Origin of the sequence: Pseudomonas sp. K8 (assembly GCF_014889455.1) — a bacterium.
Classification (GTDB): domain Bacteria; phylum Pseudomonadota; class Gammaproteobacteria; order Pseudomonadales; family Pseudomonadaceae; genus Aquipseudomonas; species Aquipseudomonas veronii.
This window is the reverse complement of the sequence record NZ_VJWO01000006.1, coordinates 191,232-206,099: the sequence shown is the minus strand read 5'-3', so window position 1 is coordinate 206,099 and position 14,868 is coordinate 191,232. Positions and strand designations below refer to the sequence as shown.

Annotated in this window: 15 protein-coding genes and 1 pseudogene; 7 read left to right on the top strand and 9 right to left on the bottom strand. The window is 62.3% G+C overall.

Features of this window, described 5'->3' with window-relative positions; genetic code table 11:
- Positions 1-282: 282 nt before the first annotated feature.
- Both INT12_RS06950 and INT12_RS06945 read right to left on the bottom strand, forming a co-directional pair.
- The gene (locus INT12_RS06950) at positions 283-507 is read right to left on the bottom strand and encodes a DUF1161 domain-containing protein (RefSeq protein ID WP_017848987.1); all 225 of its coding nucleotides are present in this window, start codon (positions 505-507) and stop codon (positions 283-285) included.
- Between the two features lie 116 nt (positions 508-623).
- Positions 624-839 carry a dodecin gene (locus INT12_RS06945; RefSeq protein ID WP_017848986.1) on the bottom strand — a complete coding sequence of 72 codons (216 nt, stop codon included), beginning with the start codon at positions 837-839 and terminating at the stop codon, positions 624-626.
- A 156-nt stretch (positions 840-995) separates the two neighbouring features.
- Here INT12_RS06945 and INT12_RS06940 point away from each other — a divergent pair, with 156 nt between their 5' ends.
- A complete protein-coding gene (locus tag INT12_RS06940; RefSeq protein ID WP_010565821.1) occupies positions 996-1,322 on the top strand; it encodes a DUF883 family protein in 327 nt (108 codons plus the stop codon).
- A gap of 8 nt (positions 1,323-1,330) precedes the next feature.
- On the opposite strand, the gene INT12_RS06935 is transcribed toward INT12_RS06940, so the two are convergent.
- Complete coding sequence (locus INT12_RS06935) at positions 1,331-2,227, bottom strand: LysR family transcriptional regulator (protein ID WP_017848985.1); 897 nt, start codon at positions 2,225-2,227, stop codon at positions 1,331-1,333.
- Between the two features lie 111 nt (positions 2,228-2,338).
- Here INT12_RS06935 and trpB point away from each other — a divergent pair, with 111 nt between their 5' ends.
- The 4 genes from trpB to INT12_RS06915 all read left to right on the top strand — a co-directional run bounded on the left by trpB (position 2,339) and on the right by INT12_RS06915 (position 6,785).
- A complete protein-coding gene (trpB, locus tag INT12_RS06930) occupies positions 2,339-3,565 on the top strand; it encodes a tryptophan synthase subunit beta (RefSeq protein ID WP_017848984.1) in 1,227 nt (408 codons plus the stop codon).
- Positions 3,566-4,375 carry a tryptophan synthase subunit alpha gene (gene trpA, locus INT12_RS06925; protein ID WP_046381551.1) on the top strand — a complete coding sequence of 270 codons (810 nt, stop codon included), beginning with the start codon at positions 3,566-3,568 and terminating at the stop codon, positions 4,373-4,375.
- Positions 4,376-4,511: 136 nt separating this feature from the next.
- Positions 4,512-4,952, top strand: a complete 441-nt coding sequence (locus INT12_RS06920) for an anti-virulence regulator CigR family protein (protein ID WP_193040931.1) — start codon at positions 4,512-4,514, stop codon at positions 4,950-4,952.
- 174 nt (positions 4,953-5,126) lie between these two features.
- Positions 5,127-6,785, top strand: coding sequence for a BBE domain-containing protein (locus INT12_RS06915; RefSeq protein WP_193040930.1), 1,659 nt, complete (start codon positions 5,127-5,129; stop codon positions 6,783-6,785).
- Positions 6,786-6,827: 42 nt separating this feature from the next.
- Here INT12_RS06915 and INT12_RS06910 read toward each other — a convergent pair whose 3' ends face one another.
- From INT12_RS06910 to INT12_RS06890, 6 genes and pseudogenes are all read right to left on the bottom strand, one after another.
- Positions 6,828-8,132: an MFS transporter gene (locus INT12_RS06910; protein ID WP_046381554.1), complete on the bottom strand. Its 1,305-nt coding sequence runs from the start codon at positions 8,130-8,132 to the stop codon at positions 6,828-6,830.
- Positions 8,133-8,307: 175 nt separating this feature from the next.
- Positions 8,308-9,456: a galactonate dehydratase gene (gene dgoD / locus INT12_RS06905; protein WP_003170741.1), complete on the bottom strand. Its 1,149-nt coding sequence runs from the start codon at positions 9,454-9,456 to the stop codon at positions 8,308-8,310.
- Between the two features lie 48 nt (positions 9,457-9,504).
- On the bottom strand, positions 9,505-10,125 hold the full coding sequence (locus INT12_RS06900; RefSeq protein WP_017848979.1) for a 2-dehydro-3-deoxy-6-phosphogalactonate aldolase: 621 nt from the start codon (positions 10,123-10,125) through the stop codon (positions 9,505-9,507).
- A gap of 1 nt (position 10,126) precedes the next feature.
- Positions 10,127-11,086 (bottom strand): 2-dehydro-3-deoxygalactonokinase, encoded by a 960-nt coding sequence (locus tag INT12_RS06895; RefSeq protein WP_193040929.1) that lies wholly within the window; start codon positions 11,084-11,086, stop codon positions 10,127-10,129.
- 176 nt (positions 11,087-11,262) lie between these two features.
- Positions 11,263-11,340: pseudogene (locus INT12_RS31160) on the bottom strand (4,5-dioxygenase); the annotation flags it as partial.
- A 2-nt stretch (positions 11,341-11,342) separates the two neighbouring features.
- Entirely contained in the window at positions 11,343-12,293 is a 951-nt protein-coding gene (locus INT12_RS06890) for a choline sulfate utilization transcriptional regulator (protein ID WP_193039970.1), read from the bottom strand.
- Positions 12,294-12,396: 103 nt separating this feature from the next.
- Between INT12_RS06890 and betC the strand changes: the two genes are divergently transcribed.
- Both betC and choX read left to right on the top strand, forming a co-directional pair.
- Positions 12,397-13,911, top strand: a complete 1,515-nt coding sequence (gene betC / locus INT12_RS06885; protein ID WP_193058797.1) for a choline-sulfatase — start codon at positions 12,397-12,399, stop codon at positions 13,909-13,911.
- 15 nt (positions 13,912-13,926) lie between these two features.
- Entirely contained in the window at positions 13,927-14,850 is a 924-nt protein-coding gene (choX, locus tag INT12_RS06880; RefSeq protein ID WP_193039968.1) for a choline ABC transporter substrate-binding protein, read from the top strand.
- Positions 14,851-14,868 lie beyond the last annotated feature (18 nt).

Genomic DNA, 14,868 nt, shown 5'->3' with positions numbered 1-14,868 from the left:
TGACCCTGCAGTTGTTGCAGTACCACGATTCACCCTTCAGGTTTTGCGATAGCTGAACAACAGATGATGTGAACGGCACACCGGCCTGGCGAAGATCCTGACATAAAAATCGGCTTCAGAAGCCGACCGGTTTTTAAGGATCGTCAGGCGCGACTCTCATCGTGGCGCTGGGGCATACCCCAAACAGACGCCGGATAGATTTAAGCAAGCCAACCACACCACCCGTTGATCAGTATTGCAAAAATGGGGGTGACCATAGATTTTTATGTCTGCAACGCACGATTAACCGCGCTTGTAGACGATTTCCTTGGTGCCGCCTTCGCAGGTGCCAACCACCTTGCCGTCAGCCGCAGCGCCTTTAGCCACCACTTCCAACGAATAACCCGAAGCACCCTTGGCGTCGATTTTCGCGGCAATTTCGCTTTTCAGCTCTTCACACGGCTTGCCCGCCGCCAGCACGGTGCCCGCCATGCTCAACAAACCTACTGCTAACAAGAACTTTTTCATCCGTCACTTCCCTTGCGCTGATCGAAACGAGCGTGGCCGACGCTTGTCGCATCGGCCCCCATTGGTTGTAGCGCAGGTTATGGCAATCGGCCAGCCGGCAAGTTCAACGGTTTCGATCAACTACTGGCAATTCGGAACCCCACCTTCAACGTAACCTGGAAGTGCGCAGCCTTGCCGTCCTTGATATGGCCACGGGTTTCGGTCACCTCGAACCACTCCAAATGCTTGATGCTCTTGCTGGCTTCAGCCAGGGCGTTGTTGATCGCCTCTTCGATGCTGGTGGTGGACGAACCCACCAATTCGACTTTTTTGTAAGTGTGATGATCAGACATGGCGTTTCTCCTGAGGGTCGTCAATAAAGCCTAGCAGTCAAAGCTCATACTGCTTCTGGCGACCGTTCCTACTCGAAAGTTCAGATTTACTGCACTTTCTGAGACGGCCGTAGTCGGTATCTACACACGCCACCCAATCACTTCAGGAGAGTCCACATGGCCAACACCTCTTTACGCAAAGCGTCGCTGGAAAGCATGGAAGCCGAGATTTCGAGCCTGCTCAAGTCTCTTGAGAGCCTCAAGGACGACGCATCCGATGAGTCGCTCAAGACTCTGAAGGCCCTGAAAAGCAATGCCGAGAACGCGCTCAAGCATTCTCGTCACCTGATCAGCGACGCCTACGAAGAAAGCAAAGTCAAAATCCGCGAAACCGGCGTGGCGACCCGGGACTACGCACAAGAACACCCATGGACTACCGCCGGCGTTGCCGTTGGCGCGCTGGGCCTGCTGGCGGCTTACCTTTTGTGCAAACGCGGTAACTGATCTGCCGGCTATACCGGCTGGCGCGACAGCTCAGCCTTGAGCCATTGCGCCAATTGCCGAGCGCGCCCGTCCGCGGCGCGCTTGGGTAGCCACAACGCCAGGTGCGCCGGGGTTTGCGTGAACCCCCACGGCGCCACCAGGCGACCGGCGCGCACGTCCTCCGCCACCAGCGGCTCCGGCGCGATCGCCACGCCCAGCCCCGCAACCGCCGCTTCCAGCAAGTAATACAAATGCTCAAACCCCTGGCCGAGTTTTAACGCACCGGGTTCGATCCCGTGTTGCTGCGCCCAGCTGGGCCAGGCCTGCGGGCGAGACGTGGTGTGCAACAGCGCTTCGCCGCACAGCGCCGTGGCCGGGGCGTCGCGCAGGCGTTCGTAACCGGCGAAACGCGGGCTCATGACCGGGCCGATGCGTTCGCTGGCCAGCTCGTACACCTGCATATCCGCCGGCCACGGCGGTTCGGCGAACAACAGCAGGGCATCCAGGCCGGGGCGGCGCGGGTCCAGATCACCTTCACCCGCCGACAGGTGCAAGCGCAGATCGGGCAGGTCGGCATTCAAGCGGCCCAGGCGCGGAATGAACCAGCGCGCCAGCAAACTGCCCGAACAGCCGAGGACGAACGGTGCATCGGCGCTGCTTTGGGTAATTTGCGCGCACACCTCCCTTAACCGCTCGAACGCCTCGGCACTCGCATCGCGCAGACGCACGCCGGCATCTGTGAGTTTGAGGCCGCGCCCTTCCTTGACGAACAGGCTGACCCCCAAATGTTCCTCCAACACTTTAAGCTGGCGGCTCACGGCGCCATGGGTGACGTGCAACTGCTCAGCCGCCTGGCTCACGCTGTTGAGGCGGGCCGTGGCTTCAAAGGCGCGCAGGGCGTTAAGGGGCGGGAGGTCTCGGCTCATCTGTGAGTTTTCCTGACAGGTTGTAGCGATCTTATCGGTTTTCAGCCCTGAGCGTCAGGGGTAGAGTGAGCGTCATTGCTTCCCACCCGAATTCTTTTCCTGGAGCGTCCCATGACTCAGTCCCAGACCGATCTACGCAACGGCCCTGACGCCAACGGCCTGTTCGGCGCATTCGGCGGCCGCTACGTCGCCGAAACCCTGATGCCGTTGATCCTCGACCTGGCCCGCGAGTACGAAGCGGCCAAGATTGATCCTGCGTTCAACGAGGAATTAGCCTACTTCCAACGCGACTACGTCGGTCGACCAAGCCCGCTGTATTTCGCTGAGCGCCTGACGGAGTTCTGCGGCGGCGCCAAGATTTACCTCAAACGCGAAGAGCTGAACCACACCGGCGCGCACAAGATCAACAACTGCATCGGCCAGATTCTGCTGGCGCGGCGCATGGGCAAGAAACGCATCATCGCCGAGACCGGCGCCGGCATGCACGGTGTGGCCACCGCCACCGTGGCCGCGCGTTTCGGCCTGCAATGCGTGATCTACATGGGCACCACCGACATCGAGCGCCAACAGGCCAACGTATTTCGCATGAAGCTGCTGGGCGCTGAAGTGATCCCGGTGGTCGCCGGCACCGGCACCCTCAAAGACGCGATGAACGAAGCCCTGCGCGACTGGGTGACCAACGTCGACGACACGTTCTACCTGATCGGCACCGTTGCCGGCCCGCACCCTTATCCTGCGATGGTGCGCGACTTCCAGTCCGTGATCGGCAAGGAAACCCGCACCCAGCTGCAAGCCCAGGAAGGCCGTCTGCCGGACAGCCTGGTGGCGTGCATCGGCGGAGGGTCCAACGCCATGGGCCTGTTCCACCCGTTCCTGGATGACAGCAGCGTCGAGATCATCGGCGTCGAAGCCGCAGGCTTTGGCATCGAAACCGGCAAGCACGCCGCCAGCCTCAACGGCGGCGTACCGGGCGTACTGCACGGCAACCGCACCTTCCTGCTGCAGGACGACGATGGCCAGATCATCGACGCCCACTCGATTTCCGCCGGCCTCGACTACCCCGGCATCGGCCCTGAGCACGCCTGGTTGCACGATATCGGCCGCGTCCAGTACACCTCGGTGACCGACCACGAAGCGCTCGACGCCTTTCACAAATGCTGCCGCCTGGAAGGGATTATTCCTGCACTGGAAAGCGCCCACGCCCTGGCCGAAGTGTTCAAACGCGCACCGACCCTGCCGAAGGAACACCTGATGGTGGTCAACCTGTCCGGCCGTGGCGACAAAGACATGCAGACCGTGATGCACCACATGGAACAGTCCCAGCAGGAGAAACACTAAATGAGCCGCCTGCAAACCCGCTTTGCGCAACTCAAGCAACAAAACCGCGCCGCCCTGGTGACCTTCGTCACCGCCGGCGACCCCGGTTACGACACCTCGCTGGCGATCCTCAAGGGCTTGCCCGCTGCCGGTGCCGACGTGATCGAGCTGGGCATGCCCTTCACCGACCCGATGGCCGACGGCCCGGCTATTCAACTGGCCAACATCCGCGCGCTGAGCGCCAAGCAGAACCTGGCGAAAACCCTGCAGATGGTGCGCGAGTTCCGCAAGGACAACAGCGACACCCCGCTGGTGCTGATGGGTTACTTCAACCCGATCCACAAATACGGCGTGCCGGCCTTTATTGCCGACGCCAAGCAAGCCGGGGTCGACGGCCTGATCGTGGTCGACCTGCCGCCCGAACATAACGGCGAGCTGTGCGACCCGGCCCAGGCGGCAGGCATCGACTTTATCCGCCTGACCACGCCGACCACCGACGACGTGCGCCTGCCGACCGTGCTCAACGGCAGCTCGGGCTTTGTGTACTACGTGTCGGTAGCCGGTGTGACCGGTGCCGGTGCCGCCACCCTGGAACACGTCGAAGAAGCCGTGGCCCGCCTGCGTCGCCATACCGACCTGCCGATCAGCATCGGTTTCGGTATCCGCACGCCGGAACAAGCGGCCGCCATCGCGCGCTTGGCCGATGGTGTGGTGGTGGGTTCGGCGCTGATCGATCACATCGCCAACGCCAGCAACGACCAGCAAGCCATCGACGGCGTGCTGAGCCTGTGCGCGGCGCTGTCGGAAGGTGTCCGTAACGCACGTAAGTAAGCGCCTCGTATGCGGTAGGTAAAGTTCCTGATACACAGGAATCAACTGGCAACACCGTGGCCTAAACAACAAGACCAAGGGATTTCGAACCGTGTTCGCAATCCCTTTTTTGTATGCGTGCCCCGAGGAATTCCCGATGAAAATGCGCAAATCCGTGATTGCTGGTTGTGGCGTCCTGGTGCTTGCCGCCAGCGCCCTGGTGCAAGCCGCGCCGCCTGACCAGCGCGGTGACGACCGTGGCGGCCCACAAGACCAGCACGAGCAACGTGGCGACGACCATCACGGCCCGCAGGACAACCATCGCGGCGGCCCGCCCCAGGACTTCGGCCCGGTGCGCCAGATCATCCACGACAACCACGGCCAATTCGGCCGTGGCGCGCCGCCGCCGCCGAATGTGCGCCTGGTCCGTGGCCAGCCGCTGCCCCACGGCTACTACGGCGAACGCCTCGACAACCGCGCCCTGGCGCGCCTGCCGTACTACGAGGGTTACGAATGGCGCCGTTCGGGCCCGGACGTGGTGCTGATCGCAGTGGGCACCGGTATCGTCTATGAGATTCTGGAAGGCGTGTTGAACTGACGCCACGGTTCCGCGATTTCTTCCGCTAGGCTTAAGGGGCGAACCGTTCGTTCCCCCTTAACGCACTTCATGCCTATTGCCGTCTAACCACCTCAGCAAGCCCCGGTATTTCTTGCGCTCCCGGTCGTTAAGTTAGCCGCATCAGAAGTCATTCTTGGCTCTATGGAGTACATCATGGCATTTGATCTCATCACCGAATCGGACCGCCGTCACGCCACCTTGCAAAAAGGCTTCAACCTGCGCTGGCCGTTGGGCAACGTGCAGGGCCAATCCTCGCCCAACGGCGCCAACCTGATTTACCTCTGTTACAGCCCCCAGGACATCATCGACGCCGCGGCGCAGGCCCTGGCCGTTGCCAATGGCCGGATTACCGTGCGCAGCGGCGGCCACTGTTACGAAGGTTTCGTCGCCAACAAGATGCCCGACAACCCCAATGAGGTATTGGCGATTCTGGATATCGGGCAAATGAAGCAACTGGACTACGATGCCGACGGCCAACTGCACTCCCAGTTGATGCCGACCTTGCCCTATCGCTACCGCTTTCGCCTGGAAGCCGGCGGGCAGAACTGGGACGCCTACGTCGCACTGTACACGTTGGCCAACAAGACCCTGCCCGGGGGGTCGTGTTATTCGGTGGGCCTGGGCGGGCACATCTGCGGTGGCGGCTACGGCTTGCTCTCGCGCAAACACGGCCTGGTGTGCGACTGGCTGTCCGGTGTCGATATTCTGGTGCCCAACGCCCAGGGCAACGGCCTGACAGCGCTGCATGTCTGCCGGGAGAGCACCGACCCGGACGAACTGGACCTGTTTGCCGCGTGCTGCGGTGCCGGCGGCGGGCAGTTCGGGATCATCACCAGTTATTACTTCAAGGACCTGCCGGACGCCCCCAAGGAGGTGCTTTGGCTGGTACTGGAATGGGACTGGGCGATGCTGACCAAACCGGCGCTCGAGCGATTGCTGGTGGCCTATCAAGCCTGGTTCGCCCAACATCAGGCCGACCCGGACACCTGGGGCCTGGCGACCAAGCTGGAAATGCGCCACCAGCACACCGGCAACGTCACGCTGGGCATTCACTACGTGGACAAAGACGGCGAGTTGAACGATCAGGCGCCCTTCGACGATTTTGTCACGACGATGCTGGACGCCATCGGCATTGCCGCCAGCGAATCGGTGACACCGTTTCACGTGATCCACCTGCCGCGAAGCAACCCCACCGGGCGTGTCATCAACTCCTTGAGCACGGCGCGGGCCGTCGTGCGCCGCCTCGACTGGCTGCCGTGCCAGCAAACCCTCAACGGCTCCGGCGACAACCAGCGCGGGCGCTATAAGTCGGCCTATCAGAAAGGCATTTTCACGCCGCAGGTGTTATCCGCGATCTGGACCACGCTGACCTGGCCCGACCCGGCGAACGTGTTGACCCAAAGTCTCATACAGATCCAGTCGTTCGGCGGGCGCATCAACCAGCCAGATCCGGCAGTGCGGCGCGAATCGTCCGCGGCCCAGCGCGGCTCTTTCCTCAAGTGGCAACCGCAGTGTTATTGGCGCGATGCCAGCGCCGCCACCGACAAGGCACATGCCGATTGGATTCAGGGGCTGTTTTTCAACGCCTTCGCCAACGATCAAGGCGTGCCGCTCAACGCGGAGTTCGAGGGCTGCTACATCAATTACCCCGACCTCGACATGACGCACCTCGGCGGCAACCCGGCGAACGCCAAGAACCCCCAGTGGTACACGGTTTTCTTCCCCGACCTGATCATCGAAAGCCGCCTGCGGCGTACCAAGCAGCGCTGGGACCCGCTGAATATATTCCGCAACGAAATGTCGGTGCCGTAAGCCGCAAAAAAAAACGGGCGACCCCAAGGTCGCCCGTTTTTTTTACAACTCGATCCGTTCGACCTTGCCCACCAACAAGATGTAGGAAAGCGCCCCGAGCAACGCCAGCACTGCGATATAGGTGATTGCCGGTGCGAACGAATCGCCGCTGGCCAGGAAGCCAATCACGATCGGCGTGGCAATCGCCGCCAGGTTGCCGATGAAGTTGAACACGCCACCGGTCAAGCCGAGCAAGCGAGCGGGTGCCAAGGTCGACACCAGCGACCAGGTGATCGACGCCAGGCCATTGCCGAAGAACGCCACCGCCAGGAACGCAATCACCCAGGCCGTCGAATCCACGTAGTTGGCGCCAATGATCGCGGTGGAAATCAACAGCCCGCCAATGATCGGCAACTTGCGCGCAAAGCCCACTGATGCGCCACGGCGAATCAACCAGTCAGAAAAAATCCCGGAGCACAGCACGCCGACAAACGCCGCGAGGAAGGGCAGGGAAGCGAGCAGGCCGGATTTGATGAAGTCCATCCCGCGATATTTCACCAGATAGGTCGGGAACCATGTCAGGAAGAACCACAGCGTGGAGTTCAGGCAGAACTGCCCCAGGTAGATGCCCCAGAGTTTGCGCTTGCTCAGCACGATGCCCAGGTCGACCCAACTGAACGGTGCCTTGGTGGTTTGCGCCTGCATGTCCACCAGCCCGCCGCCGGCACGGATCAGTTCGATTTCAGCGGCGTTGGCGCCTTTGAAGTCCTTCGGCTCGCGGTACACCGCGTACCAGATCAGCGCCCAGAGGATGCCGACGCCGCCGGTGGTGACAAACACCATGTGCCAGCCGTAGTGGTGCTGCAACCAGGCCAGCACCGGGGTGAGAAACGCCAGCCCGACGAACTGCCCGGAGGTGTAGAAGCCAATCGCCGTGGCGCGCTCACGCTCGGGGAACCATGTGGTGACCACGCGGCTGTTGATCGGATAGGCCGGCGCTTCCAGGGCGCCCACCGCCATGCGCAGGACAAACAGCGCGATGAAGCTGGCCGCAAAACCGAGCATCACAGTGGCGATGGACCACAGCAGCAGGGCCACGGTGTAGAGGATGCGCGGCGGCACCCGGTCGACCAGCCAGCCACCGGGGATTTGCATGGCGGCGTAGGTCCAGCCGAACGCCGAGAAAATCAGCCCGACATGCACCGGGTCGATGCCCAGGTCACTGGTCAGGGCCGGGGCCGCGATCGACAGGTTGCTGCGGTCGAGGTAGTTGATCACCACGGTGATGAACAGCAGCACCATGATGAAGTAGCGCTTTCTGCTAGGCGTGACTAAAGAAGCCTGCCCGGTGAGGGATTCAGGGTGCATGGGGTTGTCTCTTCTTATGTTTATTGAGGACGGACTTACTGACCAAACCAGCTCAAATGTGGGAGGGGGCTTGCCCCCGATAGCGGTGAACCAGCCGCCGAAGATGTCGACTGACACTCAGCTATCGGGGGCAAGCCCCCTCCCACATTTTTTGCCACATTTTTTCAGGCAGACATCACCACTCGGCAAAACTGCCGTCGGCATGGCGCCAGATCGGGTTGCGCCAGCGATGGCCGATGGCCGCGCGTTCGATCACGTATTCCTCGTTGATCTCGATGCCCAGGCCCGGCCCATTGGGGATCTTCACGAAGCCCTGGTCATAGTCGAACACGCCCGGGTCGCGCACGTAGTCGAGCAGGTCGTTGCTCTCGTTGTAGTGAATGCCCAGGCTTTGCTCCTGGATAAACGCGTTGTAGCAGACCGCGTCCAGCTGCAGGCAGGCGGCCAGCGCGATCGGGCCCAGCGGGCAGTGCAGCGCCAGGGCCACGTCGTAGGCTTCGGCCATGTTGGCGATCTTGCGGGTTTCGGTGATACCGCCAGCGTGGGAAGCGTCCGGCTGGATGATGTCGACGTAGCCTTCGCTGAGCACGCGCTTGAAGTCCCAACGCGAAAACAGGCGCTCGCCCAGGGCAATCGGGGTGCTGGTCAGCGGTGCGAGTTCCTTCAGCGCTTCGTAGTTTTCGCTGAGTACCGGCTCTTCGATGAACATCAGTTTGTACGGGTCCAGCTCTTTCATCAGCACCTTGGCCATGGGCTTGTGTACGCGGCCATGGAAGTCGACGCCGATGCCCACGTTGGGGCCGACGGCATCGCGCACGGCGGCGACGTTGGCCAACGCCAGGTCAACTTTTTCGAAGCTGTCGACGAACTGCAATTCTTCCGTGCCGTTCATTTTCACCGCAGTGAAGCCACGGGCCACGGCCTCTTTGGCGGCGCGGGCGGTGTCGGCGGGGCGATCGCCGCCGATCCACGAATACACGCGAATCTTGTCACGCACCTGGCCGCCCAGCAGGTCGCTGACCGACACGCCCAGGGCCTTGCCCTTGATGTCCCACAGCGCCTGGTCGATGCCGGCCAGCGCGCTCATATGCACGGCGCCGCCGCGATAGAAACCGCCGCGATAGAGCACGGTCCAGATGTCTTCGATATTGCGTGGGTCTTTGCCGATCAGGTAGTCGGACAGTTCCTCGACCGCAGCCGCCACCGTGTGGGCGCGGCCTTCGACCACGGGTTCGCCCCAGCCGGTGACGCCCTGGTCGGTCTCCACTTTGAGGAAGCACCAGCGCGGTGGGACGATGAAGGTAGTCAGTTTGGTGATTTTCATCTTCTTATCTCTCTTGTCGATGCAGCGCCCAAGGCGCCAAGCTTGCGATCAGTTCAGGGCGTTCCAGGCCGCGACATACGCCTGGGCACTGCTCGCCACCTCGGCCACGGACATGCCCGGCTTGAACAATCCGGACCCCAGGCCAAAGCCCCTGGCGCCGGCGTCGAAATACACCTGCATGTTGGCCGGGCTCACGCCGCCGACCGGCAGCAACAGCGTGCCCGCCGGCAACACGGCCAGCCACGCCTTGATCACCGCCGGGCCCATTTGCTCGGCGGGGAACAGTTTCAATACGTCGGCGCCTTCGGCCAGCGCGGCGAACGCCTCGGTCGGGGTGGCTACACCTGGCGACAGGTACAGGCCGGCGGCTTTCGCGGCACGCAAGACCTTGGCGTCGCTGTGGGGCATCACGATCACCTGGCCACCGGCGGCCTTGACCTGCTCGACCTGCGCCGGCGTCAACACCGTGCCGGCGCCGATCAGGCAATCGGCGGGCAGGCTGTCACGCAGGGTGCGGATGCTGGTGTAAGGGTCCGGCGAATTGAGCGGGACTTCGATCACGCGAAAACCGGCGCGGTACAGCACCTGGCCAATCGCCTCGGCTTCGTCCGGGCGCACGCCGCGCAGGATCGCGATCAAACCGTTTTGCGTGAGTGCTTGCTTGAGCATGTCAGGCCTCCATTGCTGGTTGAATGAGCCCGGCGGCCAGGGCCAACTGCCAGAGACCGCGTTCGCTGGCCTCTTGCGCCAGGCTGACGTGGGCGAAGCCGCAGAGGCCGAGGGCACGCTGGTAACGTGTACAGAGCGGTGCGGCGCCGACCAGGATGATCGGCTTATATTTGGCGGCACCGGGCAAGCCGGCGAGTTCATGGCCGATCAACAGGCCGGAGAGGTAGTCGGGCTGCTGGTCCGGGGCGAGTTCGCCGGTCAAGCCCAGGGTGCGTGCGCTGAACAGCGTCGACAGCACGCCGCGCTGGCCGTCTGCCGACAGCGCCACGCGCACGCCGCGGTCGAAAGCCGCCGCCTGGAAGTGTTCGGCGGGTTGTTGGGTGCGCCCGAGCAGGCTGTGCTTGCTCAGCACCGCGAACAGCTCGCCGGTCATGAAGGTGTCGAAATGGGTGATACAGCCATCGACCACCTCGACCCATTTGGAATGACTGCCGGGCAGGCCGATCAAGACCTCGGCGCCGAGGCCTTGCAGCACGCCGAGTACCTGGGTTTCTTCGCCGCGCATCACGTTGGGCAAGCCGACCTGCTCGATCACGCCGGGCACGATATGCACATCGACGCCGCGCACACTGCGCACGCGGTGCAATGCTTGGCCGAGGCTGGCGACGTCGACCGGGGTGTTGCGGTAGGCCGCTTCGCTCCAGCCCTGAGCGCTGCCGACCATGCCGCAGGCGATCACCGGCAAGCCCGGTTGCGCGTCGAGCCAATCGCCACAGGCCGCGTCGAACGCCAACTCGAAGCCATCGCTGCAGCAAACGCCGGCAATCTCCCGGGGCTGGCTGGGCAGGTGCATGATCCCCGACGCCAACGCACGTTGTTCCAGCACCACGCCCGCGGGGCCGAGTTTATAAGCACGAAGGGAACTGGTTCCCCAATCGAGCGCGATCAATTGCGCCGGCATCGCTTCACCTGAAATGAGTGGGTGCTGAAAAAAGCAGATGGGCGAATATAAACCTATGCTCGGCGATATCTCAATATATAAATATCAATCCCATATATTGGAACGAATCGAGATAAATCCTACAACCACTCCGCTTTTTACTGCGGGAACGGCCAGGCTTTATCTGATAAGAGAGGTTAAAAAACCGACAGATTCAGTTCGCGCATCGCACCCATCCAGATCGCGTACTCGGTGTGGTCCTTCAGGTCATCGCCCCCTAGACGGCAATCGACGGCAGGGCCAGCCCGGTCAGCGACTGTGCGCTGCGCGCCTGCTCCGCCACCAGCCAGTCGACGAACCGCTCGACCAACTGCCCCCGCCGTTTGCGCTGCGGCTGCACCACGTAGTAGCCGAAGCGTGAGATCACCGTGTCGCTGATCGGCCGGCACAGCCACTTCTGTTCCAGCAGGTTGTCCACCAAGTGGCGCCAGCCGATGGCCACGCCCTGGCCGGCAATCGCGGCCTGGATCAACAGGGTGTAGTTATCGAAGCGCAGTTGGCCGGGGGTCGGTGCGCTGGTAATGCCCAGTTCGCGGAACACGCCGCTCCAGTCGAACCACTGGCTGGTGCGTTCCTGGCGCAGGTGCAGCAAGGGGCAGTCGGGCAAGGTCTGCACGGTCAGCGGCGTGGCCTGGTCCTTGAGCCATTGCGGGCTGCACACCGGGAACACTTCTTCATTGAACAGCCACAGGCTGTCGCCCTGCTTGAAACGGCCGTCGCCAAACAGCACCGCCACGTCGATATCGCTGCGCAACGTGGCGTGATTGCGCTCGCTGGTCACCAGGCTGACGTCGACCTGGGGGTTGGCCGCATGGAAGCGATGCAGGCGCGGCATCAGCCAGTAGGCGGCGAAGGCGAAGTCGGTGGCCACTTGCAGCACTTCGTGCTGGTCCTGCTGGGTGATCGCGCTCAGGCCCTGGTTAATGGTCTGCAAACCGCCCTGGACATGTTCGAACAGCAGCGCGCCGGCGTCGGTCAGCTCGATGCCACGGTAGATGCGATCAAACAGGCGGATCGCCAATTGCTCTTCGAGGCGCTTGATCTGCTGGCTGATGGCCGGTTGGGTGGTGCCCAGTTCCATCGCCGCAGCGGTAAAACTGCGGTGGCGCGCCGCCGCTTCGAACGCCCGGAGCAGATCGAGGGATACATCGCCGAAGGCTTTATACATAAGCTGTACTTATCCTAGACATTGCCTTTCATGGGCTTTACCCCATTTTCCATGGGCTGCATGCTCATTCGCATAAACACCGCCTATGGAATGCCGAAGACCCATGAAGCGCAAGAACATTCTTTTCATCATGGCCGATCAAATGGCCGCGCCGATGCTGCCGTTCTACGGACCTTCCCCGATCAAGTTGCCGAACCTCAGTCGCCTCGCCGCACAAGGTGTGGTGTTCGACGCCGCCTACTGCAACAGCCCGCTGTGTGCGCCGTCGCGCTTTACCCTGGTCAGCGGCCAGTTGCCGAGCAAGATCGGCGCCTACGACAACGCGGCAGATTTCCCCGCCGATGTGCCGACGTATGCCCACTACCTGCGTCGTCTCGGCTACCGCACCGCGCTGTCGGGCAAGATGCATTTCTGCGGGCCAGACCAGTTGCACGGTTACGAAGAGCGCCTGACCAGCGACATCTACCCCGCCGACTATGGCTGGGCGGTGAACTGGGATGAGCCGGACGTGCGCCCCACCTGGTACCACAACATGTCCTCGGTGCTGCAAGCCGGGCCGTGCGTGCGGACCAACCAACTGGATTTCGACGAAGAGGTGGTGTTCAAGGCCCAGCAGTACCTGTTCGACCACATTCGCGAGGGCGGCGACCAGCCGTTCTGCCTCACCGTGTCGATGACCCATCCCCACGACCCGTACACCATTCCCAAACCGTTCTGGGATCTGTACGACGACAGCGACATCCCATTGCCCACAACCCCGGCCCAGGGCGATCTCGACCCGCACTCCCAGCGCCTGCTCAAGGTCTACGACCTGTGGGACAAGCCGCTGCCGCTGGAGAAGATCCGCGATGCGCGCCGCGCCTACTTCGGTGCCTGCAGTTACATCGACAGCAATGTCGGCAAGCTGCTGCAGACCCTGGAAGACACCGGCCTGGCCGACGACACCCTGATCGTTTTCTCCGGCGACCATGGCGACATGCTCGGCGAGCGCGGCCTCTGGTACAAAATGCACTGGTTCGAAATGGCCGCCCGCGTGCCGCTGCTGATCAGCGCGCCGGGGCAGTTCGCGGCGGGCCGTGTGACCCAGGCGGTCTCCACCGCCGACCTGTTGCCGACCCTGGTGGAACTGGCCGGCGGCGAACTCGAACCGCTCTTGCCCATGGACGGCCGCTCGCTGGTCCCGCACCTGCAAGGGCAGGGCGGGCACGACGAAGTGTTCGGCGAATACATGGCCGAAGGCACCCTCAGCCCGCTGATGATGATTCGCCGTGGCGCCTACAAATTCATCTACAGCGAAGACGACCCCTGCCTACTGTTCGACATACACAACGACCCGCGCGAACAGGATGAACTCAGCCAATCGCCGCAGCATCGGGCGCTGTTTGCCGCCTTTCTGCTTGAGGCGCGGGCCAAATGGGACATCCCGGCGATCCACCAGCAGGTGCTCGCCAGTCAACGCCGTCGCCGCCTGGTCTACCAGGCGCTGACCCAGGGCAAGCTGAAGAGCTGGGATCACCAGCCGCTGGTGGACGCCAGTCAGCAATACATGCGCAACCATATCGACCTCGACGACCTGGAGCGCAAGGCACGTTATCCACAACCCTGCCAAAACCAATAAAACAGAGGGAAGGCCATGCAAAAATTGACTGTGGTGCTGGGCGTAATGGGCATGGCGGCGTTGAGCAGCGCCACCGTGTACGCGGACGCCGGTTGTGAGACGGTGAGGATGGCCGATCCTGGCTGGAGTGATATTGCCGCCACCAATGCCGTCGCCGGTTTTCTGCTGACGGGCATGGGTTACAAGCCCAAGGTCGACACCCTGGCGGTGCCGATCACCTTCGGCGGGCTCAAGGACGGCCAGGTGGATGTGTTCCTGGGTAACTGGATGCCGGCGCAGCAAGGTTTCTACGACAAATTCGTGGTCAACGGCGATGTGGTGCAGTTGGCGAAAAACCTCGACGGCACCGAATTCACCCTGGCTGTGCCGGACTATGTGTGGGACGCCGGGGTGCATGACTTTGCCGACCTCAACTCATTCGCCGACAAGTTCGACAAGAAGATCTACGGCATCGGCTCCGGCGCGCCAGCGAACCTCTCGCTGCAGGAGATCATCAAGAAGAACGACTTCGACCTGGGCCAATGGAAGCTGATCGAGTCCAGCGAACAGGCGATGCTCGCCGAAGTCTCACGGGCGGTGAAGAAACAGCGCTTCATCACCTTCCTCGGCTGGACCCCGCACCCGATGAACGTGCAGTTGAAAATGCACTACCTCAAGGGCGGCGAGAAGTACTTCGGCGACACCGGCAGCGTGTATACCCTGACGCGCAAGGGTTATGCACAAGCCTGCCCGAACGTAGGAAAACTGCTGACCAACCTGAGTTTCACCCAGGCGATGGAGAACAGCATCATGGCCACGGTGGTCAACAACAAGGTCAGCAACGCGGATGCGGCGAAGGCGTGGATCCAGGCCAACCCGGCGGTACTCGAGCAGTGGCTCGACGGCGTGAAAACCGTGGATGGCCAGGATGCATTGGCGGCCGTAAAAGCCAAGCTCTAAAGCCCACCACTATCCAAA

Excerpts from the sequence above, each read along its gene's own strand:
- INT12_RS06950 (WP_017848987.1), bottom strand. The coding sequence starts at position 507 with ATGAAAAAGTTCTTGTTAGCAGTAGGTTTGTTGAGCATGGCGGGCACC.
- INT12_RS06945 (WP_017848986.1), bottom strand. The coding sequence starts at position 839 with ATGTCTGATCATCACACTTACAAAAAAGTCGAATTGGTGGGTTCGTCC.
- INT12_RS06940 (WP_010565821.1), top strand. The coding sequence starts at position 996 with ATGGCCAACACCTCTTTACGCAAAGCGTCGCTGGAAAGCATGGAAGCC.
- INT12_RS06935 (WP_017848985.1), bottom strand. The coding sequence starts at position 2,227 with ATGAGCCGAGACCTCCCGCCCCTTAACGCCCTGCGCGCCTTTGAAGCC.
- trpB (WP_017848984.1), top strand. The coding sequence starts at position 2,339 with ATGACTCAGTCCCAGACCGATCTACGCAACGGCCCTGACGCCAACGGC.
- trpA (WP_046381551.1), top strand. The coding sequence starts at position 3,566 with ATGAGCCGCCTGCAAACCCGCTTTGCGCAACTCAAGCAACAAAACCGC.
- INT12_RS06920 (WP_193040931.1), top strand. The coding sequence starts at position 4,512 with ATGAAAATGCGCAAATCCGTGATTGCTGGTTGTGGCGTCCTGGTGCTT.
- INT12_RS06915 (WP_193040930.1), top strand. The coding sequence starts at position 5,127 with ATGGCATTTGATCTCATCACCGAATCGGACCGCCGTCACGCCACCTTG.
- INT12_RS06910 (WP_046381554.1), bottom strand. The coding sequence starts at position 8,132 with ATGCACCCTGAATCCCTCACCGGGCAGGCTTCTTTAGTCACGCCTAGC.
- dgoD (WP_003170741.1), bottom strand. The coding sequence starts at position 9,456 with ATGAAAATCACCAAACTGACTACCTTCATCGTCCCACCGCGCTGGTGC.
- INT12_RS06900 (WP_017848979.1), bottom strand. The coding sequence starts at position 10,125 with ATGCTCAAGCAAGCACTCACGCAAAACGGTTTGATCGCGATCCTGCGC.
- INT12_RS06895 (WP_193040929.1), bottom strand. The coding sequence starts at position 11,086 with ATGCCGGCGCAATTGATCGCGCTCGATTGGGGAACCAGTTCCCTTCGT.
- INT12_RS06890 (WP_193039970.1), bottom strand. The coding sequence starts at position 12,293 with ATGTATAAAGCCTTCGGCGATGTATCCCTCGATCTGCTCCGGGCGTTC.
- betC (WP_193058797.1), top strand. The coding sequence starts at position 12,397 with ATGAAGCGCAAGAACATTCTTTTCATCATGGCCGATCAAATGGCCGCG.
- choX (WP_193039968.1), top strand. The coding sequence starts at position 13,927 with ATGCAAAAATTGACTGTGGTGCTGGGCGTAATGGGCATGGCGGCGTTG.